The 25,827-nt window shown below is 45.5% G+C and carries 17 protein-coding genes; 1 reads left to right on the forward strand and 16 read right to left on the reverse strand.

The genetic code is table 11. The features are described from left to right. Positions 1 to 2 precede the first annotated feature (2 nt). The 3 genes from AXF12_RS03890 to AXF12_RS03900 form a co-directional block, all read right to left on the reverse strand. Positions 3 to 1,478 carry a RagB/SusD family nutrient uptake outer membrane protein gene (locus AXF12_RS03890; protein WP_066428494.1) on the reverse strand — a complete coding sequence of 492 codons (1,476 nt, stop codon included), beginning with the start codon at positions 1,476 to 1,478 and terminating at the stop codon, positions 3 to 5. A gap of 11 nt (positions 1,479 to 1,489) precedes the next feature. Next, complete coding sequence (locus AXF12_RS03895; protein WP_066428496.1) at positions 1,490 to 4,504, reverse strand: SusC/RagA family TonB-linked outer membrane protein; 3,015 nt, start codon at positions 4,502 to 4,504, stop codon at positions 1,490 to 1,492. Positions 4,505 to 4,751: 247 nt separating this feature from the next. Further along, positions 4,752 to 7,550 carry a triple tyrosine motif-containing protein gene (locus tag AXF12_RS03900; RefSeq protein WP_066428498.1) on the reverse strand — a complete coding sequence of 933 codons (2,799 nt, stop codon included), beginning with the start codon at positions 7,548 to 7,550 and terminating at the stop codon, positions 4,752 to 4,754. 137 nt (positions 7,551 to 7,687) lie between these two features. On the opposite strand from AXF12_RS03900, the gene AXF12_RS03905 reads away from it, so the two are divergent. Further along, the gene (locus AXF12_RS03905) at positions 7,688 to 8,863 is read left to right on the forward strand and encodes a porin (RefSeq protein ID WP_074860754.1); all 1,176 of its coding nucleotides are present in this window, start codon (positions 7,688 to 7,690) and stop codon (positions 8,861 to 8,863) included. A gap of 38 nt (positions 8,864 to 8,901) precedes the next feature. Here AXF12_RS03905 and moaCB read toward each other — a convergent pair whose 3' ends face one another. From moaCB to AXF12_RS03970, 13 genes are all read right to left on the reverse strand, one after another. Further along, positions 8,902 to 9,810 (reverse strand): bifunctional molybdenum cofactor biosynthesis protein MoaC/MoaB, encoded by a 909-nt coding sequence (moaCB, locus tag AXF12_RS03910; RefSeq protein WP_066428502.1) that lies wholly within the window; start codon positions 9,808 to 9,810, stop codon positions 8,902 to 8,904. Between the two features lie 325 nt (positions 9,811 to 10,135). Then, positions 10,136 to 10,510, reverse strand: a complete 375-nt coding sequence (locus AXF12_RS03915; RefSeq protein ID WP_150114613.1) for a molybdenum cofactor biosynthesis protein MoaE — start codon at positions 10,508 to 10,510, stop codon at positions 10,136 to 10,138. Between the two features lie 405 nt (positions 10,511 to 10,915). Beyond that, on the reverse strand, positions 10,916 to 12,007 hold the full coding sequence (locus AXF12_RS03920; protein WP_066428503.1) for a HesA/MoeB/ThiF family protein: 1,092 nt from the start codon (positions 12,005 to 12,007) through the stop codon (positions 10,916 to 10,918). Positions 12,008 to 12,018: 11 nt separating this feature from the next. After that, on the reverse strand, positions 12,019 to 12,258 hold the full coding sequence (locus AXF12_RS03925) for a MoaD/ThiS family protein (RefSeq protein ID WP_066428505.1): 240 nt from the start codon (positions 12,256 to 12,258) through the stop codon (positions 12,019 to 12,021). A gap of 4 nt (positions 12,259 to 12,262) precedes the next feature. After that, on the reverse strand, positions 12,263 to 13,624 hold the full coding sequence (locus tag AXF12_RS03930) for an MFS transporter (protein WP_066428507.1): 1,362 nt from the start codon (positions 13,622 to 13,624) through the stop codon (positions 12,263 to 12,265). A gap of 40 nt (positions 13,625 to 13,664) precedes the next feature. Next, positions 13,665 to 15,137 carry an MFS transporter gene (locus tag AXF12_RS03935; protein ID WP_066428509.1) on the reverse strand — a complete coding sequence of 491 codons (1,473 nt, stop codon included), beginning with the start codon at positions 15,135 to 15,137 and terminating at the stop codon, positions 13,665 to 13,667. A gap of 310 nt (positions 15,138 to 15,447) precedes the next feature. Then, entirely contained in the window at positions 15,448 to 16,848 is a 1,401-nt protein-coding gene (locus tag AXF12_RS03940) for a hypothetical protein (protein WP_066428511.1), read from the reverse strand. Positions 16,849 to 16,870: 22 nt separating this feature from the next. Further along, positions 16,871 to 17,665 (reverse strand): hypothetical protein, encoded by a 795-nt coding sequence (locus tag AXF12_RS03945; RefSeq protein WP_143325005.1) that lies wholly within the window; start codon positions 17,663 to 17,665, stop codon positions 16,871 to 16,873. 192 nt (positions 17,666 to 17,857) lie between these two features. Next, positions 17,858 to 19,930 carry a TonB-dependent receptor plug domain-containing protein gene (locus AXF12_RS03950; protein ID WP_066428515.1) on the reverse strand — a complete coding sequence of 691 codons (2,073 nt, stop codon included), beginning with the start codon at positions 19,928 to 19,930 and terminating at the stop codon, positions 17,858 to 17,860. Continuing rightward, on the reverse strand, positions 19,927 to 20,574 hold the full coding sequence (locus AXF12_RS03955) for a hypothetical protein (protein WP_066428516.1): 648 nt from the start codon (positions 20,572 to 20,574) through the stop codon (positions 19,927 to 19,929). Before AXF12_RS03955 ends, AXF12_RS03950 begins: the two co-directional genes overlap by 4 nt. 31 nt (positions 20,575 to 20,605) lie before the next feature. Then, positions 20,606 to 22,693, reverse strand: a complete 2,088-nt coding sequence (locus tag AXF12_RS03960) for a TonB-dependent receptor plug domain-containing protein (protein ID WP_074860761.1) — start codon at positions 22,691 to 22,693, stop codon at positions 20,606 to 20,608. A 362-nt stretch (positions 22,694 to 23,055) separates the two neighbouring features. Continuing rightward, complete coding sequence (locus AXF12_RS03965; protein ID WP_082752971.1) at positions 23,056 to 23,691, reverse strand: molybdopterin-dependent oxidoreductase; 636 nt, start codon at positions 23,689 to 23,691, stop codon at positions 23,056 to 23,058. A gap of 29 nt (positions 23,692 to 23,720) precedes the next feature. Next, positions 23,721 to 25,823, reverse strand: coding sequence for a TonB-dependent receptor plug domain-containing protein (locus AXF12_RS03970; protein ID WP_066428520.1), 2,103 nt, complete (start codon positions 25,821 to 25,823; stop codon positions 23,721 to 23,723). Positions 25,824 to 25,827 lie beyond the last annotated feature (4 nt).

The raw sequence follows: 25,827 nt of genomic DNA on the forward strand, positions 1-25,827 counted from the left end.
TTTTAATAGTTAGGATTTTGCTGCCAATTGCCGTTGGCGTATTTAATTTCTTCATAAGGAATTGGGAAGACTTCATTTTTACCAACGGTAAAGCCTTGTATCTTAGCGCCTTGCCCTGTGCGAACCAAGTCGAAGAAGCGAAGCCCTTCACCTAAGAACTCTACGCGGCGTTCGTTCCATATAGCCTCAGTGAGGGCGGCACCTGTAGCGGTAACCTTGTGGTTATCATCGCCAAAGGCACGTTTGCGCACCTCGTTGAGGTATTGCTGTGCACGTGTATCACTGATACCGCCACGATTGAGGGCTTCGGCAGCCATCAGGAGGACGTCAGCATAGCGGATGGCGCGGTAGTTATTAGGATTGGTGAGGTTGGCATCTCCCATATTCAGGTCGCCTTTGCGAGGTAGATATTTGCGGTTGAAATAGCCTGTATGGTTATAGCCTTCGGAGTAAGTAGCCCCTTGAGCTGCTGCCCATGCTACGATGTCCAATATAGCCACATCCTTGCGCTTATCGCCCTCTTCAAAAGCAGCGACAGCCTCTTTGGTAGGAACGTTGAAGCTATAGCCAGAGTCAAACAAAGGTCCATTGTAGTTGCGAATACCATTAAAGCCCACAGCAACATTCCCTTTGCTGCACTGTAGGCAGTCGAAACTCGCACCATCAGCATCGGTGTACTGCACTTCAAATACAGACTCAGCCCCGTTCTCACCTTCTTTTTCAAAAATGCTGTTATAGTCTGCTACTAAGGAGTAAGTGCCACTGCTGATCACTGCTTCGAGTACCTCCGCAGCTTTGTCAAACTTATCTTGGTAGAGGTATACCTTGCCGAGCAATGCTTGTGCTGCTCCTTTGGTAGCGCGCCCTACTTCGCCCTTAGGAGGGGTGGTAGGTAGGTGCTCAATGGCAAAGAGGAGGTTTTGCTCAATGAGGGCATAGACCTCAGCCTTTGAGCTGCGGGGTAACTTAGCTTCATCACCTTGCGCAAAGCGTTTGTCGGGTTTGATAGGAATAGCCCCAAACCACTTTACCAACTCGAAGTTATAATAAGCGTAGAGAAAACGCGCCTCACCGATAATCATATCACGATCCGCAAAGGCTGTCTTGTCTTTAAATTCTAAGATATACGCCGCGCGGTTTACTCCTGCGAACATCCAATCCCATATATCTTTGAGCTGTGCATTCACAGGCGTGTGGATCATCGCATCTACTTGCTGGAAGCCTATCACATCATTAGCACTTTCACCACCACAGAGGGTATTATCAGAGGCTATCTCACCTAAAAGCACATTCTTGTAGGTGGAGTGCAACAATTCATACGCACCGATGAGTGCCTTATTATAGTCGTCTTCTGAGTTAAAGTAAGCCTCAGAGTTGATTTCATAGGTATCTGTCTTATCTAAGAAATCGTCAGAGCAAGCCAAGCACAAGGAGAAGAGTGCTACGGTGCTCATTATTTTTATTTGAATACTTTTCATAGCTTTAGATGTTAAAAAGTTACATTAATGCCTAATAGATACTGACGCGCTTGGGGATAAAAACCATAGTCAATCCCCCCACCGATGGCATCACCATTGGTAGCGGAAGGGTCATACCCTCGATACTTAGTGAGCGTAAAGACATTGTTCACAGAGGTATAGATGCGCATATTTTCTATCCTGAGACTTTCGAGTAGGTGCTTAGGTAGGTTGTAGCCGAGCTGTACATTCTGCATACGCAGGAAGGAAGCGTCCTCTACAAAGAAGTCGGAGAAGAGGTTATTGGTAGTTGCCCCTGTGGTAGCACGTGGCACTTCGTTGCTGGTGCCTTCACCGTGCCAACGCCCGAGGTAATAGCGGTTCTTATTGACATTAGGCTGTGAGCGCTCATAGTTGCGCACCATTTCTTTATCAAGCTCTGCATAGAGGTAAGTAGAGAGGTCAAAGTTCTTGTACTTAGCACTGAGGTTCAGCCCCATATAGTAAGTAGCAACAGGCTTACCAAGGTAGGTACGGTCGTTGAAGTCTATCTTGCCATCGCCGTTTACGTCCTTATAGCGAATATCGCCAGGCTTAGCCTCAGCCCCGAGAGCCGCTTGGCTGGGGTGAGCATCGACCTCGGCTTGGTTTTGGAAGATACCATCGGTCTGCAAGCCATAGAAATAACCTATCGGTTGCCCGATTTCCATACGCGAAGGTTTCAATTGCCCTACGCTAAACTCACCTCCCTCAGGGATAACATCACCATTGATAGCCGTTACTTCTCCCTTTACGCGAGTGATATTATAACTTGCTGAGAAAGAAGCATTATCATTGAACTTATGGTTATAGTTCAACGCTACCTCAAAACCTTTGTTGCGGGTCGCTCCTGCATTAACGGTAGGGTTCTTAGCCCCTGGTGCGCCCGTACCCAATATGCCCGATACAGGGAAGTTAGTGATGAGCAGGTCATTACGATCTTCAATAAAATAATCGAAGACAATACCCAAGCGGTCTTTAAAGAGGTTAAGGTCAAAACCTACGTCTGTCTTCTCAGCCACCTCCCACTTGGCATTAGGGTTAGGCAGTGCCCCTAGGGCAGCTCCATTGACAATCTTCCCGTTAAGCACATAGACTGCCTGTCCATTGAGAAGCACTTTATAGAGGTTCTTACCTACATTGCTACCAAGGGTACCATAGCTACCCCTGATCTTCAAAAAGCCAAGCCACTGTATATCCTTGAGGAATGGTTCATCTGAAATCTTCCAACCTGCTGTTACAGACGAGAAGTAGTCAGCGCGATTGTCCTTAGGGAAATCAGAAGAAGCATCACGACGAAGCATTCCCGAAAGGAGGTACTTGCCTTTATAGTCGTACTGTACACGTCCAAAGTAGGAAGTGAGGCGCGAGTCGTTGATAGCCGCACTGTTAGTCTTAGAGTCATTAATACCTGTGGTAAGGCTTATATCGGCATAGTCCCAAGAGTTGTTAGGGATATCGTAGCCTGTGGCACTGAGGTAGTTATCCCATTGCCGCTGTACGCTTGCCCCAAGGGTGAACGCTGTATTGTGGCTCTCACCAAAAGTATGTGCATACGTACCAAAGGTTTCCCAAGTATAGGAATTGAACTCGTTCTTATCCTGCACTACGGTACTACGGGTAACGTTGTAAATCTTCCCAGGACCAAAGTCAGCTATAGGCTTAAACTCCTTTTTCTTCTCAGCATAAGTCTTAAAGCCAATGCGCGAAGTAAGGGAAAGCCCTTTGACAGGCTTATAATCAAGCTGGAAGTTTCCTTCTAAGCCATTGCCATCATACGCATTGTAAGTGTTGTTAATCTGAGCCAGCGGGTTGATCACCTCGTTGCCTACAAAGCCTTTGCGGTCTTCATCATTCACCCCAAAGGTAGGGGCAAAGTTCAGCGCATTGAAAAGTACAGAGCCCAATACGTTCTCGGAGATACTCTTACGCTGATTGTTAAAGTAATTGGCAGTGAGGCTTGTTTTAATCTTATCTGTAATATCAATGCCAAGACTTACCCTAACGTTGTTACGGGTGTAATTCGATTTCTCGCTGGCTACGATCCCATCTTGGGTAAGATTAGAAGCCCCCAAATAGTAGGACACGCGTTCTCCACCGCCCGATACGCTCGCATTGACATTGCGCATAAAGGCATTGCGGAACACTAAGTCCTGCCAATCAGTGCCCTTGCCAAGGCTTGCCAAGTTCGGGAAAGGCAATGCCTCGCCATTGTTGGCATAGCTTTCGTTGAGCAGTGCGGCATACTCAGTGGCATTCATATAGTCGAGCCTCTTGGTAGTCTGTTGCACCCCTGTGTAGGTACTGAGTTTCACCTTCGGAGCCATCCCTTTGCGTCCGCCTTTGGTGGTTACTAAGATCACCCCATTGGCACCTTTAATACCATAAATCGCCGCCTGAGCGTCCTTAAGCACCGTGATACTCTCGATGTCGTCAGGGCTAATACTGTTAAGTGCCCCCTCATAGCCATCGACAATCACCAAGGGCGCATTGTTGCCATTAGAGCTTACCCCGCGAATAAGGATATTGATATTCCCCCCAGGCGACCCTGAGGCAGTGTTCACGCTTACCCCTGAGGTCGTCCCTTGCAAAGCCATTGAGGCATTCACGGGCTTAAGCTCAGTGAGCGTCTCCTCACCCACGAGCGATACCGCCCCCGTTACGTCCTTCTTCTTCTGAAGTCCATAGCCGATCACCACCACTTCATCCAACTGCTGATTGTCCTCCTTTAGGACTACATTCATAGGTGAAGCCGAACGGACAGGTAACGAAGCCGTAACGTAGCCGATGTAGGAAAACTCTAATACCTTCCCCTTTTCAACCTTATTAATGGCAAAATTACCATCCATATCAGTCGAAGCCCCACGCGTAGTACCTTTCACCACTACCGATACACCCACCAGTGGCATACCTGTATTGTCCTTTACGGTACCCTTTACATCATAGGTCTGAGCGTGAGCCAAACTTATGATAAAAATAAACAAGATTGTAAGTCTGAATGCTTTCATAAGTATCTTATTTGGTTTACGGGGCAAAAGTAAAAGTAATTATCAGTAACGCCAAATAAAATGCCTATATAAAAAGTATACAACATCAAAAATAACACTTTGTAGAGGATCAACTATTCATCAACATTCTTACTTACAACCAATTAAACAAAAGAAAATAATTTAACTGTAAAGGTAGTTTTTTGCGTCTATTCCTCCACTGTTGAGGTAATGTTGAGGTGTTCTGTCGTTCTTTCGTAACGAAAGATTACAGTCCTAATATGTAATCTATTAAGTTTTCATTATGATTTAAGTCCATCTTTTTACGAAGTCGATAACGCTTGATCTCCACACTGCGCGGTGAGATACTCAATATAGAGGCAATTTCCTTAGAAGAAAGGTTCAGACGCAAGTAAATGCAAAGCCTTATATCGTGCGGAGTAAGCTCTGGATGGAGACTCTTAAGTCTCTTCAGGAAATCCCGATCCATATTGTTGAATACCTCCTGAAAGTACTCCCAGTCATTCTCACCTGTGATATTCTTATCAATAATACTCAATACTGACTTTATATAAGGGTTCTGCTTTTCTTGCTGCAACTCCTCCTTGATTGAGGAAAGCAGCTCATTCTTCTTGATAATGCTCATCGTAGTAGCCGCAAGCTCTTTGTTCTTCGTGTCTACTTCATTTTGTAGCTTATCGCTCTCGTACTGCATCTGCATTTTCTCATTTTCAAGTTGCAATAACGCTAATTCCTTACGCTTTTCCTCCTCTAATTTAGCCTTCTGACGCTTATAGCGGATACGATACACCCTATTAAGAGTAAAGAATGCCAGCGCCAACAGCAGCACGTAGAGTAGCAGCATTACATCGGTGGCATACCAAGGCTTAGCAATAGTAAAGCGGAAGGTCTCAGTATTCTGTGTAGGGGTATCGCCTATTTTAGCCCTCACTTTTAAGATGTAATCCCCTGCAGGAAGGTTCTCAAAAGTGATCACAGGCGAAGGTGTCCAAGCACTCCAATGCTCGTGCAGCCCCTCAAGGCGGTACTGGTAAAGCGGCTGTACAAATTCACCATAATAGGGCACACTCATTGAGAAGTATAGGTTGTTCTCACCATTGGGCAACTTCACCCCTGAGGCTTGCAACGACAAAGGCTTGCCAGCAGCGTCAATACGGTTCACAGCTATTTTCTCAAGGCGGATACGATAAGGCGGCAACGGTTTGCGCTCATCACCAAAACTGATAAAGCCAGAGGTCGTCCCAATGATTTTCGTGCCGTTATCCAGCTCAGTAAGGTTCTCAAACCCCACGATATCCTTGCGCAATGCTGCTGAAATAGGCACTTTCTCAATGCGTGGCTGGCTGTCCAACCGCCCCTGTGCTACCTCAATGATATTCTCCTGTGAGAAAGTCCACAAATGCCCATTGCGCCCTTCGCGCAATATCCACGAAGCAAAGTGCTCATCAGTAAAAAGACTCTTTGAAAGAGTAACATCCTTGACAAACTTCCCTCGTTGAGGCTCATACGCAAAAACACCCTCTTTGAGAAAGTACAACACCTTGCCATTGTAGCGCGCCAACGACGATTTCACCCCGCGCGGCACCGAACTCTCCATTGCTACCCTCTCAGCCTTGGTGTAATCACCACTCAGATGCAGATGATACACCCCCTTATACTCGTGGTTTACCAGTAACTCCCTGTCGTTGACAAACTCAAAAAAACGACTCGACACGTTGAAACCACTCACCTTATGCCGATAGCGCCAAGCCTCTCCCTGCCGTTCCAAAATGTGCAATCCCTCATAATTACCTTGCATCAGCCATCCTTTCTTATGAGGAATAGGCTTTATATCCCACGTACCGAGCTGTCCACACACCAGCTCCACACCCTTACCATCAACCACAAAAGTCCCCGAATTATGTCCACAGAAGAGCGTCCCATCAATCTCTTTGAGCAGCCACACCTGCCCCTCAGTGCCCTTGATGAGCTCAAAAGGCATATTCGAGTGCTCAGCACGCACAAAAAGCCCTTGATTCGTGCCCAAGTAAAGCAAACCCTTGTACACCGCTGAGGCATACACAGCCCCCAACGCTCCATCCACATCCTTATACACACGGAAAGGCGAAGAAAAATTAATCCTACTGATGCCATTGTCCAATCCCAGCCAAACATTGCGTTCCACGTCCTCGTAGATTGAGAGCACCGTATTGTTCTGCAACCCGTGTTGCTGAGTGATATGCTCCAAAAGCACCCCCTCACCACTCAGGTGATAAATACCCTTGGCGATAGTGCCCAGCAGTAGCGAGCCATCCTTAAGCGCCTCACAGCTGTACACATTCAGCCCTTTAGCTACCACATTGAAAGGTACTGCCCACTCAACAAGCCCATCTTTATCTTCTCGGAAAATCCCTCTATCCTGCGTGATAACCAGCGTAGCATCAGCCTGCCTCACCATATTAATGATGATATGCTCCTTGTAGATAGGCGCATCACTTACCAGCACCTCCTTACCATCTACAAAACTAAAAAGCCCCTCATTCATCTTCTGAAAATAAAGCTGTGAACCCAACTTAAAGAGCTTAGGCAGACTGTTCTTACTGTATATAATGTTGAATTTTCTCGAACTGAGGTCGTAGATGTAAAGCCTGTGCAACGACTGGAAAAGTACCCAACGCTCATAAGGGATGATCTTCCAAATCTCCTCATCCTCAATAGCTTTACGCTCGATCTTGCGGCTTAGCGAAGTATATTGTAAGCTGCCAAAAGGGTCATGCTGCCAGTAGCCAAACTCCTCAAACGAACCCGTGTACAACTTATCGCCAATGCTCGCCACCGAACGCAAAATAGTACCATTGGGAGAAGGGTAGAGACGAAACGAAGCGCCATCGAAGACGAGCAAGCCCGAATTATTAGCAAAATAGAGCTTCTTGTCCCCATCTTGGCATATCTTCCAATTCTGATTCTCGCCTCCATAAGCCGAAGGAGTGTAATTATGCAAGGGTGGCAACTGAGCGTAAAGCACACTGGTGATCAACGCAAAAAGTAGGCAGATGAGTTGTTTCATAAAATAATTAGTTTCTCAGGAGCGACAAAAGTACAAAGAAAATCACAAAACGCAACTTTTAGCATCAAAAAAAGCCGTTTTTCTTTGTTTATTTGCGAAAAAAGCCGTTACTTTGCGCCAACAAAATCAAATAAGTTATGAGACGATGGTGTATTTTACTAAGTGCAGTCGCTACAATGATAGGCAAAGTAGCTGCACAAGAAATGGTTAAAGATAGTTTGAAGATTGATAATGAAGCTACTAAAGGCGAAAGAACCGCCAACCTATTGCTCTTCTTAAAAACCTCAGCAGCCTCTGACAGTGGCAAAGGCACAGCCGAAAGAGCCTATCTCAATGTTGATGAAGCGCGTGTAGGGCTTATGGGGGCTTACGGCGATCGGCTGTCGTACTTCGTACGCTTTCGTCTCAACCGCCCAATGACCCCAGACGATGTAGACAATGCCTCACGCGCGCTTGATTTTGCCTTCCTCACTTACCAAATAGGCGAGCGGCGCCAGTGGGAGGTAACCCTCGGAAAGCAGGTAGCACAAGTGGGCTCGTGGGAAACCGATAGCCCCTTCCTGCGCGAGTTCTTCTATACCGATTACCTCAATTACTACTCAAATGTATTTGTCACTGCCGCAACCCTCGCCCGACGTTTAGGCGAAAACCACAGCTTGCGCCTGCAAGTGCACAACACACTCAACAGTTCCTTTGCATCGCACCTGAAAGCCAATGGCTATGTAGATACGGGTTTTGAAGCCCCTGAAACACCTTTGGGGCTATACCTCGCTTGGGCAGGACAGTTGGGGCGTTTCCAGACACTCTATTCCTACAATATCTCGCAATTTGCTAAGGGCTATTACACCCATACCCTTTCGCTGGGCAACCAGTACAAAGCCGATCGCTGGGCGGCTTATATAGACCTTGTATACTCAGATATGGGGGTTGATTTTGCGCTGCTGCCTTCTAATCTTATCAATGAATACAAAGGGGCAGTCAAGGAGCATTACCTACTGCAAGAGGGGATCGTCTACAAAACGGCAGTAGCACGCTACGACCAGCAGCTTACCCCCCATTGGAGCTTTTCTCTTAAAGGTAGTGTTGAGACCTCTGGTAGCCGCAAGGAGCTCAGTGAGAACCTACGTTATAACTACCAATATGTGGCAGTGTTACAGTATGCTCCTCTCTCAGGGGAAGACCTTCAATTCTTTGCCTCTTATGTGGGAAATACCCTCCATTACAGCAGTCTTCTGAATAAGCCCGACAGCCATTTCAATCACTTTGCCATAGGGCTTTACTACAAATGGACTGTGCTTAAGAGTAGTTTTTAATATTCACCGATTAGTATTTAGGTTGTTTGCCATAAAAGCTAAGAGTGTTTTCCGCCTTTGAGTATTTTGTAGACGTGCAAAATAGCGGGGAATACGGCGTCCATTGACTCGCTGGCGCCTTTGGTGGAGCCTGGTAGTGCCATCACTAAGGCGTTGCCGATGGTGCCCATTACGCTGCGCGAAAGCATCGAATAAGGTGTGCGCTGCTGCCCATAAGCACGGATAGCCTCGGCTGCGCCTTCTATCTCACGGTCGAGGAGTGGACGCAGTGCCTCGGGGGTGACGTCGCGTGGTGAGAGCCCTGTGCCTCCTGTGATGATCACTAAGTTGCTTCCTTTGGTAATCTGTTCTTTTACAAGGGCTTGTATCGCAGGCACTTCATCGGGGATGATGGTGTAATCGAGCACTTTGATGGCTAAGCGCTCTAAGTGTGCTATGATCGCCTTGCCTGCCTTGTCTTCTTTGTTGCCTGCTGCAATGCTATCGGAGCAGACAATGACTGAGGCGTACGTATCCGTTACGTCTTCGTTATAGTCCGTCTTGCCTCCTTTTTTCTCTAAGAGTTTTATGTTGGAGATCTCAATGGCTTTGTCTAAGGGTTTGAGCATATCGTACATCGTGAGGGCTACTACGGAAGCGGCGTGCATAGCTTCGACCTCTACGCCTGTTTTGTAGATGGTGTGTATTTCGACCTTTGCGGTGATCTCAAGTCCGTTGATTTGATAGGTTACTGCGGTATACTCAATGGGCAGTGGGTGGCAATCGGGTATCATATCTGCGGTGCGCTTGGCTGCGAAGAGCCCTGCTGCCTTTGCCATTTCGAATACGTCGCCTTTGGGGACGAGCTTCTGCTGTATTGCCTCAATGGTGCTTTGTGCGCTGACTTTTACGACTGCTTGTGCAATCGCTTTGCGCAGTGTGGGTGATTTGTGTGTGATATTGACCATAATATGTATCTGTTTGTGTTTAGAATTTTATATAATTGATTTACAATCGATTCATTTTTCTGTTCTTTTGTCTTGAAACAAAAGAACCAAAAATTCAAGGCTTTGGATGCTTAGGCGAGAAAATCAACGTCTCTCGCTGAAAATCTCTAAACTCGCTCCCTACGGTCGCTCAGACAGTAGAGATTTTCAACGCTCGTTCCTATGTGACATACTCAAGCTGTGTGCCCTCGCTTGACTATCTCAGCCACGCCTCCAATGCCACCACAGAGCGCTAAACAAGATAAAGTTTAAACTGGCTTATGACTACTGCCTACTGGCTTTTAAATTATTTGTTTTCTTTCCAAGTGTGTGTGTTATCTTCAAAGATTTCTTTTCCCCAAAGGGCTACTTCTTTTTTGAAGCGTTCTACCATCTCGGCACAGGCGTCTAATGCTGCCTTGCGATGGGGTGCGGAGGTGAAGACGAAGAAGCACAGCTCGCCTACTTTGACTTCTCCTACGGAGTGGTAGAAGTGGGCGCAGGTAAGGGCGTATTTTGTGATGACTTCCTCGCGTATGATGGCTGCTTGTTCTAATGCCATTTCGGTATGTGTGGTGAACTCCATTGCTGTGAGGTTCTTGCCGTCGCGCTGATCAGCACGTATTTGTCCGAGGAAGATGCTGTGTCCGCCAATCTCGGTTTTTACTTGGTGCTTGGCAATGCTCTCGGCTACTAAACTGGGGGGATTGCTCCTTCTTTAAATATATTCTTTATTTTTATATCCATTTGTTAATATATTATAGTTAATTTTCTGATATTATAACTCATAATTGATTAGTTTTCTTTTGTTCTTTTGTCTTGAAACAAAAGAACCAAAAATTCAAGGCTGTGGATGCTTAGGCGAGAAAATCAACGTCTCTCGCTGAAAATCTCTAAACTCGCTCCCTACGGTCGCTCAGACAGTAGAGATTTTCAACGCTCGTTCCTATGTGACATACTCAAGCTGTGTGCCCTCGCTTGACTATCTCAGCCACGCCTCCAATGCCACCACAGAGCGCTAAACAAGATAAAACTTAAGGTATAAATAATTTCTATTAAACAAAAACTATTTGCTATCCTCTAACTTCTATTCTGTAAAAGCTAAAATATTTTTTACGCCCCCAGCGTAGTGTGTGAGCACTTTCTCGGGGTAATGTTTCTTGGCAATGTGCAATGCTTTTTCGCTGCGGATACCTGCTGCACAGATAAAGCATACTCGTGGATAGGCTGCAAGCTCTGTGATGCGCGCCTCTAATTCTTGGAGGGGGATCTGTATATGTGGGTAGCGCAATTTAGGTTGCTCTTCGGGCAGCCGTACATCGATGAGGACGCTGCCCTCCTCACTGAGGAATGCTTGCAGGTGGGTATCTGATGTGAGCTGCTCAAGGGGGCTGTGTCCGCAGAATTGTGCATAATCGTATGAGGCGAAAGCCTCTGGGGTTTTGGGATATTGTTTATCTGCAATAAGGGTATAATCTATTGTGAAGGTCTGACAGGTTTTGATGCTGAATAGAAGCAGTTTGTGTGCCAGTACGTCCGTTGAGCCGATGAGGACTTTGATCACTTCATTGGCTTGGAGTGTGCCTATCAGTGCTGAGAGTGTGGGCAATACGCCTGCTTCATTGCAGTTGGGCACTTCGTCGGGGGCGGGGGCTTGTGGGAAGAGGTCGCGGTAGGAGGTGCGCTGCCCGTTTTTCTCTACGTTGAATACGGATACTTGTCCTTCATAACGGAATATGGCTCCATACACTAAGGGTTTGCCTAAGAGCAGGCAGGCATCATTGACCAAGTAGCGGGTGTTGAAGTTGTCGGTGCCGTCGAGCACTATGTCATAGGGGGCTATAAGTGCTAAGGCGTTCTGCTGAGTGAGCTGTGTGTTGTAGGCTTCTATGGTTACCTGGCTATTGAGGTGTTGTAGGGCTTGCTTAGCGACTTCTACCTTAGGACACCCGATGTCGGCTTCGGTAAAGAGGATTTGCCTATGGAGGTTGTGCTTATCTACTATGTCGAAATCTACAATGCCTATATGCCCTACGCCGCTGCTGGTGAGCAGTTGTAGGGCAGGGCAGCCTAATCCGCCTGCCCCAATAACCAAGACTTTGGCTTGTGCGAGCTTTTCTTGCCCGCGCCTGCCAAAGTCTGGAAGTATGATTTGTCTGTTATAGCGTTGTAAGTCCATACTGTATTGTCTTAACCTCCTGAGTAAGGGGGTAATAGTGCTATGTTGTCGCGCTCACTTATAACCTGCTCATCGCTTGCTTTATGGTTGGCGACTACGATAAAGTAAGTTCCTCCGCGTAGAGCTGGGAAAGTCTCTTCGAGTGCTTGTCGGAGCTCGCCTACGGTGTTTGCCTGAGTGTGCAGAGTATAGTCTGTTGTGGCAAAGATATCGGTAAGCCGACCAAAGATCTTCATTTGTAATTTCTTCATAGGGCTAACTTGGGCGCTCGCAACCTTTACGGGTGTAGAAATGCCAGTTAATTGCTGTAGCTACAATGCAGTTCAGCACCAAAAACCAGAAGAAGGCTCTTGCATCGCCTGTGTGCTGGTTAGATTGTGAGATAAATACGTTGAAGATAAACGGACCAAAGGCTGCAATAGCCGAAGTGAGCCCGATAACCCCTGCTGCCTTACGTGGTGACTCTTGGAATATCACTGGATATTGCTTGAAGGTGGCTGCATTACCAATCCCTGTGAAGAAGAATATAGTAAGGCAGATCACTAAGAACATTGGGAACTTATCTGCGTAATTAGCCTCTGTTGGGGTGAGATAACCCCCGAATATCAAAGCCAAAATGAGCACCAAGAGGGCTATCCCTGTGATATGGGTAAGGATGGCACCGCCTGTTTTATCGGCTACGCGACCAAAGAGCACGCGGGTTGCTGAGCCCAAGAGCGGTCCGTAGAAGGCATAGGTAAGCGGGTCAATGCTGGAATCGTATTGCGCGTAAAGCGTTTTGATGAGCATAGGAAATGCAGCTGACATCCCTGCGAAGATACCAAAGGTCATTATGTAGGTCATCGTGCAGTAATAGGTGTGCTTATCGCCAAAGATATCCAGTTGCTCTTTAAAAGAGGCTTTTACAGGGATACTTCTGAGGGATACCCAAGCCCAAATACCTACTATAATCAAAAATGGTATATAGATAAAGGCTGCATTTTCAAGGTAGATAGTCTTGCCTGTCTCTACGATAATCTCTCCTCCACCCATAAATGAGAAGATTGATAAGCTAATGATGATAGGCGTTAAGAGCTGTACTAAGCTCACCCCAAAGTTACCAATCCCTGCTTGGATACCCAAAGCTGTCCCTGAGAGTTTCTTAGGGAAGAACAATGAAGTAGATGGCATAAACGAGGAGAAATCGCCTCCACCCATACCCAGCAAGAACCCTATGAGCATAAAGTACCAAAATGATGAGTTAGGGTTCATCACTGCGAAGCCTAACATCAAGAGAGGAATTACCTTCATAAAGTTGCTAAACGCCACGATCTTACGTGTACCAAAGATGGGAATTAGGAAGGTGTTAATACCTCTTAATATTGCCCCTGAAAGCCCTGGTATGGCTGCCAGCCAAAAGAGTTGATCCTTATTAAAGCTAAACCCAATCTTATCCAAGCGTAGCACTACGGCACTGTACAAAAACCACGTAGCAAAGGACAGCGTCAAGGCTATCGTAGTGATGGTAAGTGTCTTCCACGCAATTTTCTTACCTGTTGCTTCCCAATATTGCTCATTAGTGGGGTCATAACCCACAAGGTAATCTCCATTATTTTTAGTGTTTCCTTTTTCTGACATAAATTTATCTTTTAATTATCATTTATCTAATCACTGACCTCTATTCTTCTATCTTATCAGCAATCTCAGGGGCTGCTTTCTTGTTCATCTTTCTGATGGTACTATTCATCCACCAGATGCAGACTGCTGACATCACAAATACGAAGATCCACGAGCTTGTCCACAAACCTGAGAAATCGAGCAGATAACCGAAGAGGATAGGACCTAAGAAGCCCCCAAGCCCCCCAATCAGGCCTACCATACCGCCTACTAAGCCTACTTCGTTAGGATAGTACTCAGGGATGTATTTGTAGACTGCTGCTTTGCCGATACCCCAAGCCGTACCAATGAGTATGACTAATATGGCAAATACCCACATATCAGCCTCGAACTTGATGAGGGTTTTACCTTCGGCTAAGAGTTCTTTCTTTTTTACTTCTTGGTTTTGTTTTACCAATGCCTCTTGCCACGAGAACGACTCTGGTAATATTGAGGTTTTCTCTGGGATTTGAGGCTTTTGCTTGATGGCAATGGTTTCCTTGCCGAGCACGATCTGGGTATCGGTTACCTCTTTGACTACGTCGTTTTTCTTGGCTACAACTCCTTTTCCTGGGGTGAGGATTTCCATCTTAGGGAGCATCAATAGTCCGCCTAAGATGAGGGAGGAGTAGAGCACCCATTGCATTACGGCACGAGCTCCGAATTTATCAGAGAGCCAACCACCTACAGCACGGATCACGCCACTTGGTAAGCTGAAGGCTGAGGTGAGGATTCCGCCTAATACAATTGAGGTCTGATAAACGTTTACATAATAAGGCAATAGCCATTGTGAGAAGGCTACAAACAGACCAAATACTAAGAAGTAGTACAGCCCGAAGCGCCATACTCTTGTTTTCGCTAATGGAGCCAAGAGTTCGCGGGTAGTTTTGCCGTGTACAGGGGCTGTTTTATTCTTCGTAAAGAGTAAAAAGCACAGTGCCATTACTAAGAGCACTACACCGTAAATCACAGGTAGCCAGCGCCAACCGTCGGGATTGTCCTTGCATAGGTAATTGAGCAGTGTTGGTGCAAAGAAGGTGGTCAAAGCCGCCCCTGCGTTGCCCATCCCGAAGATACCAAGGGCGCGCCCTTGCCAGTTCTTGGGGTACCACACTGAGGTAAAGGCAATTCCAATGGCAAAACCCGTACCGATCATCCCAAAGAGGATGCTGAGTGTGAAGTACATCCAATAGGAATTCACAAAATGCAGCAGAAAAAGCGGGATGCTACAAAAGATTAGTAGTGAGGAAAATATAATCTTTCCACCATACTTATCAGTGAGTATCCCCATAGGTACACGCATAATAGACCCCGAGAGGATAGGAATCCCTAAGAGCCAGCCTGTTTCGACTACTGACCAGTTAAAGATTTCTTTATCAACAAGGTAAGTAACCAGCACCCCGTTGAGCGTCCAGCAGGCAAAGCAAATCGTGAATGCCAGCGTGTTAAAGAATAGCACCTTGTGCGATTGTTTAAGTGATGTTGATGTATCCATTTTATTTTACTTATCTTTATAATTCATTTCTCCTTTGATATAGCCCGAGACCTCAAGCTCATACTATAATTTCTGGGGCAAAAATACACCTTTTTTATTTATAGAAAAAAGAAAATGCAATATTTTTTCACAAGAAGAGAACTTTTTATTTTTAAGCAATTAAGTATTTTTTTTATTTGCTGTAAATCAACATTCTAATTTTATTTATAAGATAACCCTGTATTTATTCTAAAAGTCCTTTAAAAGGCTGTAAAATAAAAAAGCGCCCGACATCCCTGCCAAGCGCTTCGAAAAGGAAACCTAAAAATATTTACTTTATAATCATATTACTTTCTTTATAAATACTCAGTTTATTCCACTTAATCACAGGACCTCCTCCTCGCTTGCCCCAAAAACGACCTCTACCCACAAAGTCTCTTCCTTTTTCATCATTGAGTTTGTCCTGAGTTTCTTTGCTAAGTGAGTTAAAGTCAGGAATATCAATCTCTATATCTGTCTTATCTCCAAAGAAAACGTGCGTCCTATAATGGTTATTCTGAGTGTCCATAATCGCTTTTTCAACCCCCCTGAGGATCACTTGTATATTATCCGCCTTGTCAGGGTTCATATACTTCATAAAATCATCGTGAGTAGCAGTTTCTGCTCTCAGATAAGCGATGCTTACAAAAGTAACGTTCTTCTCTGCAGCATACGAAAGCGCCTTACTGCCATTGGTGAGGGTTTCAAACTTACCTGTTACCGACACCGTTTCGCCTTCCGCTAACTGGTAAAGCGTCTGCTGAAACATCGCGTCAGTATAAGGGCTGTACAAGGCTACTTCTACCCCATCGAATGTAATATAAGCTTTTTTATCTTTGGCTACGATCTTCCCATCTAAGGTTACCCATTTGCCTTCGTTGGCGGTGAAGTCAGAGGCTTTTGCGCTTTTATCCGAAAGAACAGCGGGGGCAGCTGGCTTAGCAGGTGCAGCCCCAAAAACCAAGTCTTTGGCTTGCTCAAAAATGATTTGAGCCTGAGCCCCCTCATCTTTAAACTTCCCTGTGACAGTAACCTCATAGCCTTCGGTGAGGAGCTTTTCGAGGTCTTGTGCAGCGAGAGTGAGCCCTTGCGCTGGGGTTATCTTCACAAAGAAGGTACTCTCAGCAGTCTTAAACTGAGCAACTCCTTCTTTGAGGAACACTTTCCCGTGAAGGATGGCTGTTTGGTTGGCTGCTTTGGTTTGGGTGTACACAGCCTTAGTGAGTTTCTCAGCCTCTAATTTCTTAGTTTCAGCAGGCGTTACTTTGCCAAAGGTGAGATCTTTTTCTGCTTTGTAAACCAAACGCGCTTTGACGGTGTTGCCTTCAGTAAGGGTAGTGAAAGTACCTACTGCAGTCACCTCTTGCCCATCGGTGGCGAGTTTGGCTTTAGCCTCGGCTGAAAGTGCACTTACCACGGCAGGTTCACCATAGAGTTCTACCTCAAAGTTATCTTTGAGTGTGAAGTAAGCCTTGCCGTCACTAACGGTGATATTGCCGTGCAGCTTTACCAGCTTGTTGAGGTTCGTGTTAAAGTCTGCCTGAGTGGCACTTTGTGCCTCAAGCGCTTTGGCTATAGGCACTTCGGGGCGGATGGGTTCATCATTGTCTTTCTGACAAGATACGGTACCAAAAAGTGTGAGCGCAAGTAGGCTCAACACCAACATTAACTGCCTTAATTTCAATAATTTCATATAGCTTATGGTTTAAAATTTCTCAATTGTGAAAAGTGATGTCGTCCAAACTGTTATAGAGCACCTCGCGGGTGTAATACTCATTGAAAATACCCCGCACCGTTAGCTCTGTACCCACCTTGAAGAGCTTATCCTTAATCTCTTGCGGATAAGTGTTTTGGTCTTCATTGTATATCTGTATTTCATTGCCGTCGGCAAGGGTCATAAAGGCGCGAGTAGTAAAGTTCTTAACCCCCAGTATGCGCAGGTGAGTGATCACCCCGTGCAGCCTAATTTCTTTACCTTGCACAAAATCCTTTGCCATCGTGATCTTTGAGGCTTCTAATAGCGGTATAGTTTCAGCAGGCGGGCGCGGTGGTGGTGGGGTATTGTCAAAAACAAGATCTTGAATGCTCTTGTACTCTATCTGCTTCTTGACAAAACCGTTACCTGTGGTAAACTCAATAAACTTGCCCACAATGGTCAGCTCTTGCCCTTCCTTAAGTAACTTCGCCTTAATATCAGCTGGGAAAGTAGCGAGCTTAGCTCTATCGATATAAAGCTCCACACGAAAGTGATCCTTGAACTCAAAAGCAGAGCGCCCCGACCTAACAACTAAATGCCCGTGTACACGTACCGTTTGGTTCAAATTGTTGATAAAATCGGCTTGTACAGCATCCTTTGCCTCGATGTACTTAAGCCCGTCAGCTGGAGGCACATACGGAGGTTCCTCAGGAATATCAGGTGGCAACGGTGGCGCCTCATCCTTATGGCAAGACATTGCCCCCAAGAGGAGTAGCCAAACACTCAACCATAATAATAAATTTCTCTTTTTCATATATTTACAGTGAACTTGTTTAAACTTTTTTCTTTGTGTCATTCACGGATCGATTTCACGATCTGCGTTGGCATTGGAGACGTTGATTTACTCGCCTAAGCATCCAACAACGCTTGTGCAGCTCGCCCCCTTGATTTTATGAAGGTTAGTTACAACCAACGGATAGCTAACGAACAGCTAACGAATAGCTAATTAAAGCCTAAATGATATTCCAGCTATAAAAGTGCGTCCTTCACGTGGGTAGCCTTCATTGGAATAGTAATAGAGCTCATCAAAAACATTGCTCACACTCACCTCAAGACTCAGTTGTGGCACGATATCGTACGAGAGTTTGGCGTTCACCAAGGTGAAATTGGGCATATATTCCCCATCGTGGTTGAGCCGCTTCATTGAGGTCTCACTACTCAGATAGCAATGAGTACGGATCTGCGGCACACTCACATTGGCATAACCTATAATCTTATGGCGGGGTACATTGACGAAGGAAACCTCATTTTCATTGCCAAAGTTCTCCAATGCACGCATCGAAAGATAGGTGTAATTGCCGCCTATGGTAAGATACTCAAAAGGCTTATAGCCAAAGCCAAGCTCAACCCCTTTGGCTTCTGCCTTGCCGACATTGGAGTTCTGCACCAAAGGGTCTTTCCCGTTGGGCTGTAACCCCACTTTCTTCTCGTAGATGGCGTCGGTGATATCATCGTAAAAAGCAGATACTTCATAGCTCAACTTTCCTTTTAAGCCACCTGAATAGCTCAACTCATAAGCCATTGTATACTCCGAGCGGAGGTCGGGGTTGCGTTTTTTCATCCCAAAACGAGAAGTATAACGCTCCTTCTGTGAGGCAAAACGCGAGCGCCTTTCTGCCGAAAGACTTACACTATGGTTTTCGGCAGGAGTGAAAATAACCCCTGCCTTATAGCCCAAAGCGTGGTCAGCACCTTTAGGAAAATCCCAGAGGTATTCCTTCTGATCGCGCCTCCCGTCGATCTTGCTGTACTCCTGAGCCAAAATATTGTAACGGACACTGTACGAACCTCCTATCACTACACTGAGCGGGCGAGCAAGCGTAATCACATCCTCGACCCCGACAAAGAGGGTATTGTCCTTATAGTGCTGCTTAGGCTCTCCCTTGCGCTCTATCTGCCCTATGGCAGGGTTGGCTTTAATGCCTTTGAGATACTCGACGTGGTGATCGTACTTATCGGTAAAGGAAAGCGTCAAGATGTTGTATTTCAATAGTTCGGTTGTCAGGTTGAGCACTGCCCCCACGCTGTAATCATCATAGACACTGTTGAAAAAGCGCGCCGTGTTGCGTAGCAAGTATTTATCGTCGTCATAGAATGCCATTCGGTTGTAGTACATATCGTAGTAGCCTGTGAGATTCATAAAGGTTTTAGGAGCAATGAGCGTGCGCGATTTGGCGTAAATACTGCTCTTGTTATAAATCGGGTAATCGCGGAAAGGACCTTTGGCGTAAGCGTTAGGCGCAATCTGCTTATTGGCTACTTGGGTGAGGAAGTTCAGCGAATACTCGTCGGTGGCATTGGGGGTATAGCCCACTTTGGCACTTACCTTTGCATCCTGATAGGCAGTGCGTTTGCGCGTGCGCTCAGGGTTGTACTTCGATTCGAATTTCTTGGGAAGAATGAAGTCGTCACCATTGCGGATTGTAAGCCCCACCATCGCGTACCAGTGCTCCTGTCGTGTGCCTGCATTGACACTCCCAAAATAGGAATTCACTCCTGCCCCATCGGCAAAGCCTACCCCTACCTTACCACTGATATCGACGGGCTTGAGAGGTTTGCGTGAGATAATATTCACTGCCCCTGCCATCGTGTTAGGTCCGTATTTTACAGATACCAAACGCTTATCTGCCGAAACGGCTTCTATGTCAAAAGCCGTAAAGCGATTGAGGTCAAAATTGCCATCGTAGGGGGCGTAGATAGGGATACCGTCGTAAAAGACGGCAGTCTGCCTACTGTCGAAAGCACGCAGATTGATGCCACCCTCATTGCGCGCCCCTGCGTAGGAAATAGAAATACCAGGGAGGAGGTTGAGCGATTCGGTGACGTTAAACTTGTTGTAATTGAGAAATTGCTTTGCCTCGACCTTATCGATGGAATGAGGCACGGGCTTCACGCCAGTTACTCTCACCTCTTGAAGCTGGTAGAATAGCCCCAGTGTATCAGCTTTGTTAGGCTGAGTTTGTGCCAGCCCAAAGGTTGGGAGTGCCACGAGGAGCGTGATGATGCTATACTGTTTCATAGTCGATATACTTCTATACTTTTTACCCAATTGATATGCCGCCCCATCTTCTTGTCATTAAAGCTCTCTACCATCATCTCGCCTTTATCGGTCAGAGGTTTGCCATTTTCTTCAAAAATGAGGTAAGCCCCATCACCTATAATAGTGTTAAAGATTTCTGACCAAGAAAAGAGTACTGTAAAATTGTCAGTAGCACGCACTACAATATAAAAGCTACGGTCTTTGTGGTTCTTCTGCAAAATATCTGCATCAAAGAGGATATCACGCAAAAGCACCCCTTTAGCCGAGTGAATATCATCCATATTCTTATCCGATCCGCAGGCACAAATCATTTTCTTATCTTTAATTTCGCGCACATTCATTTTCTTCAATGATGCTACTGTAAGTGTTACAGGGTTGGCTACTTCACCCATTACTTTTACCTCTTTGCTTACATAGTTATCCTTTCCACCGCCATCATAAGGCATACCACATTTAGGAGCAGCTTCCACCTCAACATTTTTTATATTTACAGCAGCCTGTTGCACTGTGGTCTGCGTTTTGGTTGAAGTGATGCTCTGTTGCGATGTCTGCGAATTGTTGCAAGCCATCACTAATGAAAGCAGCGCCCCTAAAAGTATTAATTTGATTGTTTTTCTATTCATTATAAATTATTAATTATAAACTATACACAAATTAAAATCTATATTCCAAAGCTACTAAGAAGCTGCGTCCAGGACTTGGAAAGTTTTCAGAAGAGAAATAATAGTTCTTATCCAATGCGTTTTTTACACTAAAGCTAAGGGTTAATTCCTTTATCATATCATACGATAGTTTTGCATTGACAACTGTAAAATCGGGCATATCCTCCTCATCATAATCCTTTTGCTCAAGGTAGCTTTCTGAGTTTACAAATAGCCTTGTACGGATTTGAGGTACTGAAAAATTAGCGAAAGCTGCTATCTTATGCTTGGGTATATTTGAAAATATGATTGTTTTGCCATTACCATCTTCGCCTTTTAGCTCAATAAAGCTGTAACTACCCCCCAACCTTACATATTGAATAGGGGCATAACCCAAGCCTAACTCGACTCCTTTTGTGTCGGCATTTCCTGCGTTTTGGCTTTGCCTAATATCTTTTCCATCGGGGCGTGTGCCTACTTTTTTGGTGTAAACCTTATCCTTCGTATCATCGTAGAACAATGATATTTCATAACTTAACTTGTTATTTATATTTGCCGAATAGCTCAGTTCATACGCCATCACATATTCCGATTTCAAATCAGGGTTAGGCAAATAGGTGCTGTTTGCCCCGTATGATGAGGAGTAGCGCGCCATCTGTGAGGCAAAATGCGTACGTCTTTCAGCTGAAAGTGAAATGGTGTGATTATCAAGTGGAGTTACCAGCACGCCTGCCTTATAATTAAAAGTACTATCTGAGCCTTTGGGCAGCTCAAAAAGGGCGCTTTTTGTCTCTCCAGTAAACGGATTGGAGCCGTACTTTCGCGCTAAAATATTACTGCGAACTGTATATGAACCCCCTAAGACCACACTCAATGGCTTAGCAATGGTGATTACATCTTCCAAACCCACAAAAAATGTGTTGTCTTTATAATGTTGCTCTGGTGTCCCTTCCTTAAATATTTGTCCTGTGGCTCTATTGGCTGCAATCTCTTTATCGTACTTTGTATGGTGGTCGTATTTATCAGTTAGTGATAGCGTAATCACATTGCGTTTTAAAACCTCAGTACTTACGTTAAAAATAGCCCCCATACTCTGGTCGTTATACACACTTTTACTGCTATTTCGGTTATTCAGAAGTGTACGCGAGGTATCGTCATACCAGCCCATTATATCGTAATGGCGGTAGTAATAACCTGTAAAGTTCATAAAGGTTTTAGGGGCTATCAGCGTGCGTGTTTTCAGGTAAATACTCCCATTTTCGTAAATAGGGAAAGCAACACTTCGTCCAGTAGTCATCACACTTCCTGGGAGGTTTTTCTTTGCCATCGTAGACATAAAGTTGATGGAGTACTCATCCGTTTTATTGGGTGTATAACCTAATTTGGCACTTATTTTTGTATCGGTTTGGTTGCTGTCGTCTCTCACATAAGTTTTTTGCCCTTTAGCCCTTGTACGTTCGAGGTCAAAATCCTTTGAGAGTACAAAGTTTTCTACTTTATCCACGCTACCACTTACCATTGCATACCATTTTTCCTTCAAAGTACCCGCATTGATAGTTCCTAAATAAGAGTTTACCCCTGCTCCATCAGCAAACCCTACCCTTAATTGTCCATTAATATCTACTTCCTTAGTAGGCTTGCGCGAAACCACATTGATAGCACCTCCTATCGCATTAGGTCCATACTTTACTGATAGCAACTTCTTATCTACCGAAACTCCAGCTACATCATCAACTAAAAAGCGGCTTGCATCGAAAGTCCCCTCATAAGGTGCATAGAACGGTATCCCATCATAAAAAAGAGTGGTTTGGTCTGTGTCAAAACCTCGTAGCCTAATCCTACTTTCATTTTTCATTTCAAAGCGTGAGATAGTAATCCCTGGCAATAAGTTCAATACCTCAGCGAGATTTCCTTTGTCATAGGCTCTAATTTCCTTTGCCTCTATCTTATCAATAGTGTGTGGAGCCTCTTTTATGCCTGTTACTTTCACCTCTTGCAGCTCGTAAAATAGCCCAAGAGTGTCTTTCTTCTCTTTCCTTGTTTGTGCTATTGCACCCATAGTGAATACGAGTACAACAGCGATTATTAAATGATATCTCATTGTTATTAATTTTTGAATATAAATGTTAATTGATTTCTCGCAGCAAAGATATGATATTTTTTTCATATCGATGCTATATCGAAAGAAGAAAATTTATAAAAGAAAGTAATTTTTATTAATTATTGTGAAAAATCAAAGTAAAATATTACTGTTAACTCGCTGTTTAATAATTGTTTAAATAGCAAACACAAGAGATTTAGGTTTTGTTATTTTTATCAAAATAAAAATCGTATACGATCCGTTTGCGGTAGGTTCAGTAACGGTTCAGTAACGGTTTCTTAGAAGATCATAGAAAAGAAAGGAGGCGCACCTGCTGCGGATTGCCTCCTTCTTGGGAAAATATGTATTAGATAATTTTGGGCTTATGGAATGCGATGCACTTCGATGGTTTTGAGCCACATTACGTGTCGTGGTCCTGTTTTGGTGTCGTTGAAGGACATTACGATCATTTCGCCTTTTTCGGTCAGGGGTTTGCCGTTTTCCTCGAAGATGACGTAAGCCTGTTCGCCATTGGGGCTATTGAAGAGCTCTGCCCACGAAAAGCCTGCTGTAAAGCCATCGGTGGCACGGGCTACGATGAAGAAGTTGCGGTCTTTATGGTCTTTCTGCTTGATATCGGCATCGAAGAGGATTTCCTTTAAGAGGACGCCCTTAGCGGTGTGGATATCGCCTCGATTTTCACCTGAACTACAGATAATTTGCTTGTTTTTGATCTCGTGGACGTTCATCTTTTTGAGCTTATCGACGGTGAGGGTCATTGGGTTTTCAACCTCACCGACGACTTTGACTTCGTGGCTGATGTAGCTTTCTTTGCCGCCACCGTCGAATGGCACACCACAGTCGGTTTTCATAGTGTCGGCAGGGTGCTGATGCTCGGAGGTGGCTTCCTGCTCAGTAGTGGGTGTGGCAGTAGCCTGCTTCTGCTGGGTGTTGTTGCAGGCTAAGGCTAATGAAAGCGCAAGCCCTGCAAGGAATAATTGGATTGTTCTTTTTTTCATTGGTATTTGTGTATTAATGCGTTAGTATTTTAAAAATGATAGCCGAGGGCTACAAGGAAGCTGCGCCCTGCACGGGGGTAGCCCATAGTGAGGTAATAGTCCTTGTCGAGAAGGTTTTTTACACTTACCTCGGCGCCGAGTGTGGGGAGGATGTCGTAGCTGAGCTTGGCATTGATAAGGGTAAAGTCGTGAGCCTCTATTTTCTTCTTCGAGAGCACATCGTCAACATAGCGCTTGCCATAAGTCTCGGTATTGACGTAGAGATGGGTGCGCAGTTGTGGAATGTGGAAGTTGGCATAGCCTATCACTTTGTATTTAGGCACGCCTGTGAATTCCTCGGATGAGTTGGTTTCTTTGTTCTTTATCTCAATATAGCTGTAATTAGCCCCGAAGGTGATGTACTTAATAGGTGTGTAGCCAAAGCCTACTTCAAAGCCTTTGGACTCTGCCTTACCGATGTTTTGGTTTTGATAGATAGTTTGGGTGGTGGTGCCTCTTCGCTGCTGAATGACTTCGGTGCGGATCACTTTGTCGTAAATGGCGTCGGTGATATCGTTGTAGAAGGCAGCGACTTCATAGCTGAGTTTGTTGTTGATATTGCCTGAGTAGCTCACTTCATAAGCCATAGTGTACTCCGACTTGAGGTCGGGGTTAGGTTCTGCAGACCCAAATCGGGCTGAGTAGCGTTCCTTTTGAGAGGCAAAACGTGAGCGTTTTTCAGCTGAGAGGGTGATGAGGTGTCCTTCAGCAGGGGTGATAAGCAGTCCGCCCTTGTAGTCAAAGGAGTTATCGGAGCCTGTGGGGAAGTCGTAAAGGACGTCCTTTTGGTTGGTTTGGTAGTGGGTGCCGTACTCTTGTGCGAGGATGTTATTGCGCGTAGTGTATGAGCCGCCGAGCACTAAGCTCAATGGTTTGGCAAGAGTGATCACATCTTCCAAGCCCACAAAGAGGGTATTGTCCTTATAGTGCTGTTCGGGCTCGCCTGCGCGGTACTTCTGCCCTGTGAGGGTGTTGGCAGGGATCTCGGCATTGTGCTCGGTGTGGTGGTCGTACTTATCGGTAAATGAGAGGGTAATGGTGTTGTATTTCAGTGCCTCAGTAGTGAAGTTGAGGGCTGCCCCAAGGGTGTAATCGTCGTAGATGCTGGTAAAGCTCGGTGGACGGCGATCGTTGTTTTGGAGTGTATAGGTGTTGTTGTCGAACTGGCGCATTATGTTGTAATAAGCGTCGTAATAGCCCGTAAAGTTCATAAAGGTTTTAGGGGCTATCAGTGTGTGGGTCTTAGCGTAGATACTGCTCTTCTGGTAGATGGGATAATCGCGGTAGGTAGCCCCATTGATGCTGTTGGTGGAGATGTCCTTGCGCGCCATCTGGGAGAGGAAGTTCAGCGAGTACTCATCGGTTTGGTTAGGGGTGTAGCCCACTTTGGCACTTACTTTGGCATCTTGATGGGCGCTGTGAAGACGCTCGCCTGTGGGCTGGTACTGAGTGGCTTCGAAATCTTTAGAGAGCATAAAGTTATTGGCTTTATCAATAGTAAGGCTTCCCATAGCGTACCACTTCTCTTGTAGAGTACCTGCGTTGATCGTACCGAAGTAGGAGTTTACCCCTGCTCCATCGGCAAAGCCAGCGCCTATCTGTCCGTTGATGTCGGCAGTTTTAGTAGGTTTGCGCGAGATGATGTTGATAGCGCCGCCCATAGTGTTGGGCCCGTATTTGACTGAAAGCAAACGCTTATCGGCTGCTATGGAGGCTATGTCATAAGCCGTGAAGCGGTTGAGGTCGAAATTGCCGTCGTAAGGGGCGTAGATAGGGATGCCGTCGTAGAAGACAGGGGTACGGCGGTTATCGAAGCCACGAAGGGTAATGCTGCCTTCATTGCGGGCACCCATCTCGGTGATGGCAAGCCCTGGCAAGAGGTTGAGCGCCTCGGTGACGTTGGGCTTGTTGTAGTGCTTTATCTGCTTGGCATCGACCTTATTGATAGAATGTGGTGCTTGCTTTACACCTGTTACCTTTATTTCTTGTAATTGGTAGAATAGCCCAAGTGAGTCTTTATTCTCAGGCTGACTTTGTGCTGCAACGCTCATTGTTAAAAGGAGTGCAGCAGCGGTTGTAAAATGATTTTTCATCGTT

The sequence above is a fragment of the Capnocytophaga haemolytica genome, from assembly GCF_001553545.1.
GTDB lineage: Bacteria > Bacteroidota > Bacteroidia > Flavobacteriales > Flavobacteriaceae > Capnocytophaga > Capnocytophaga haemolytica.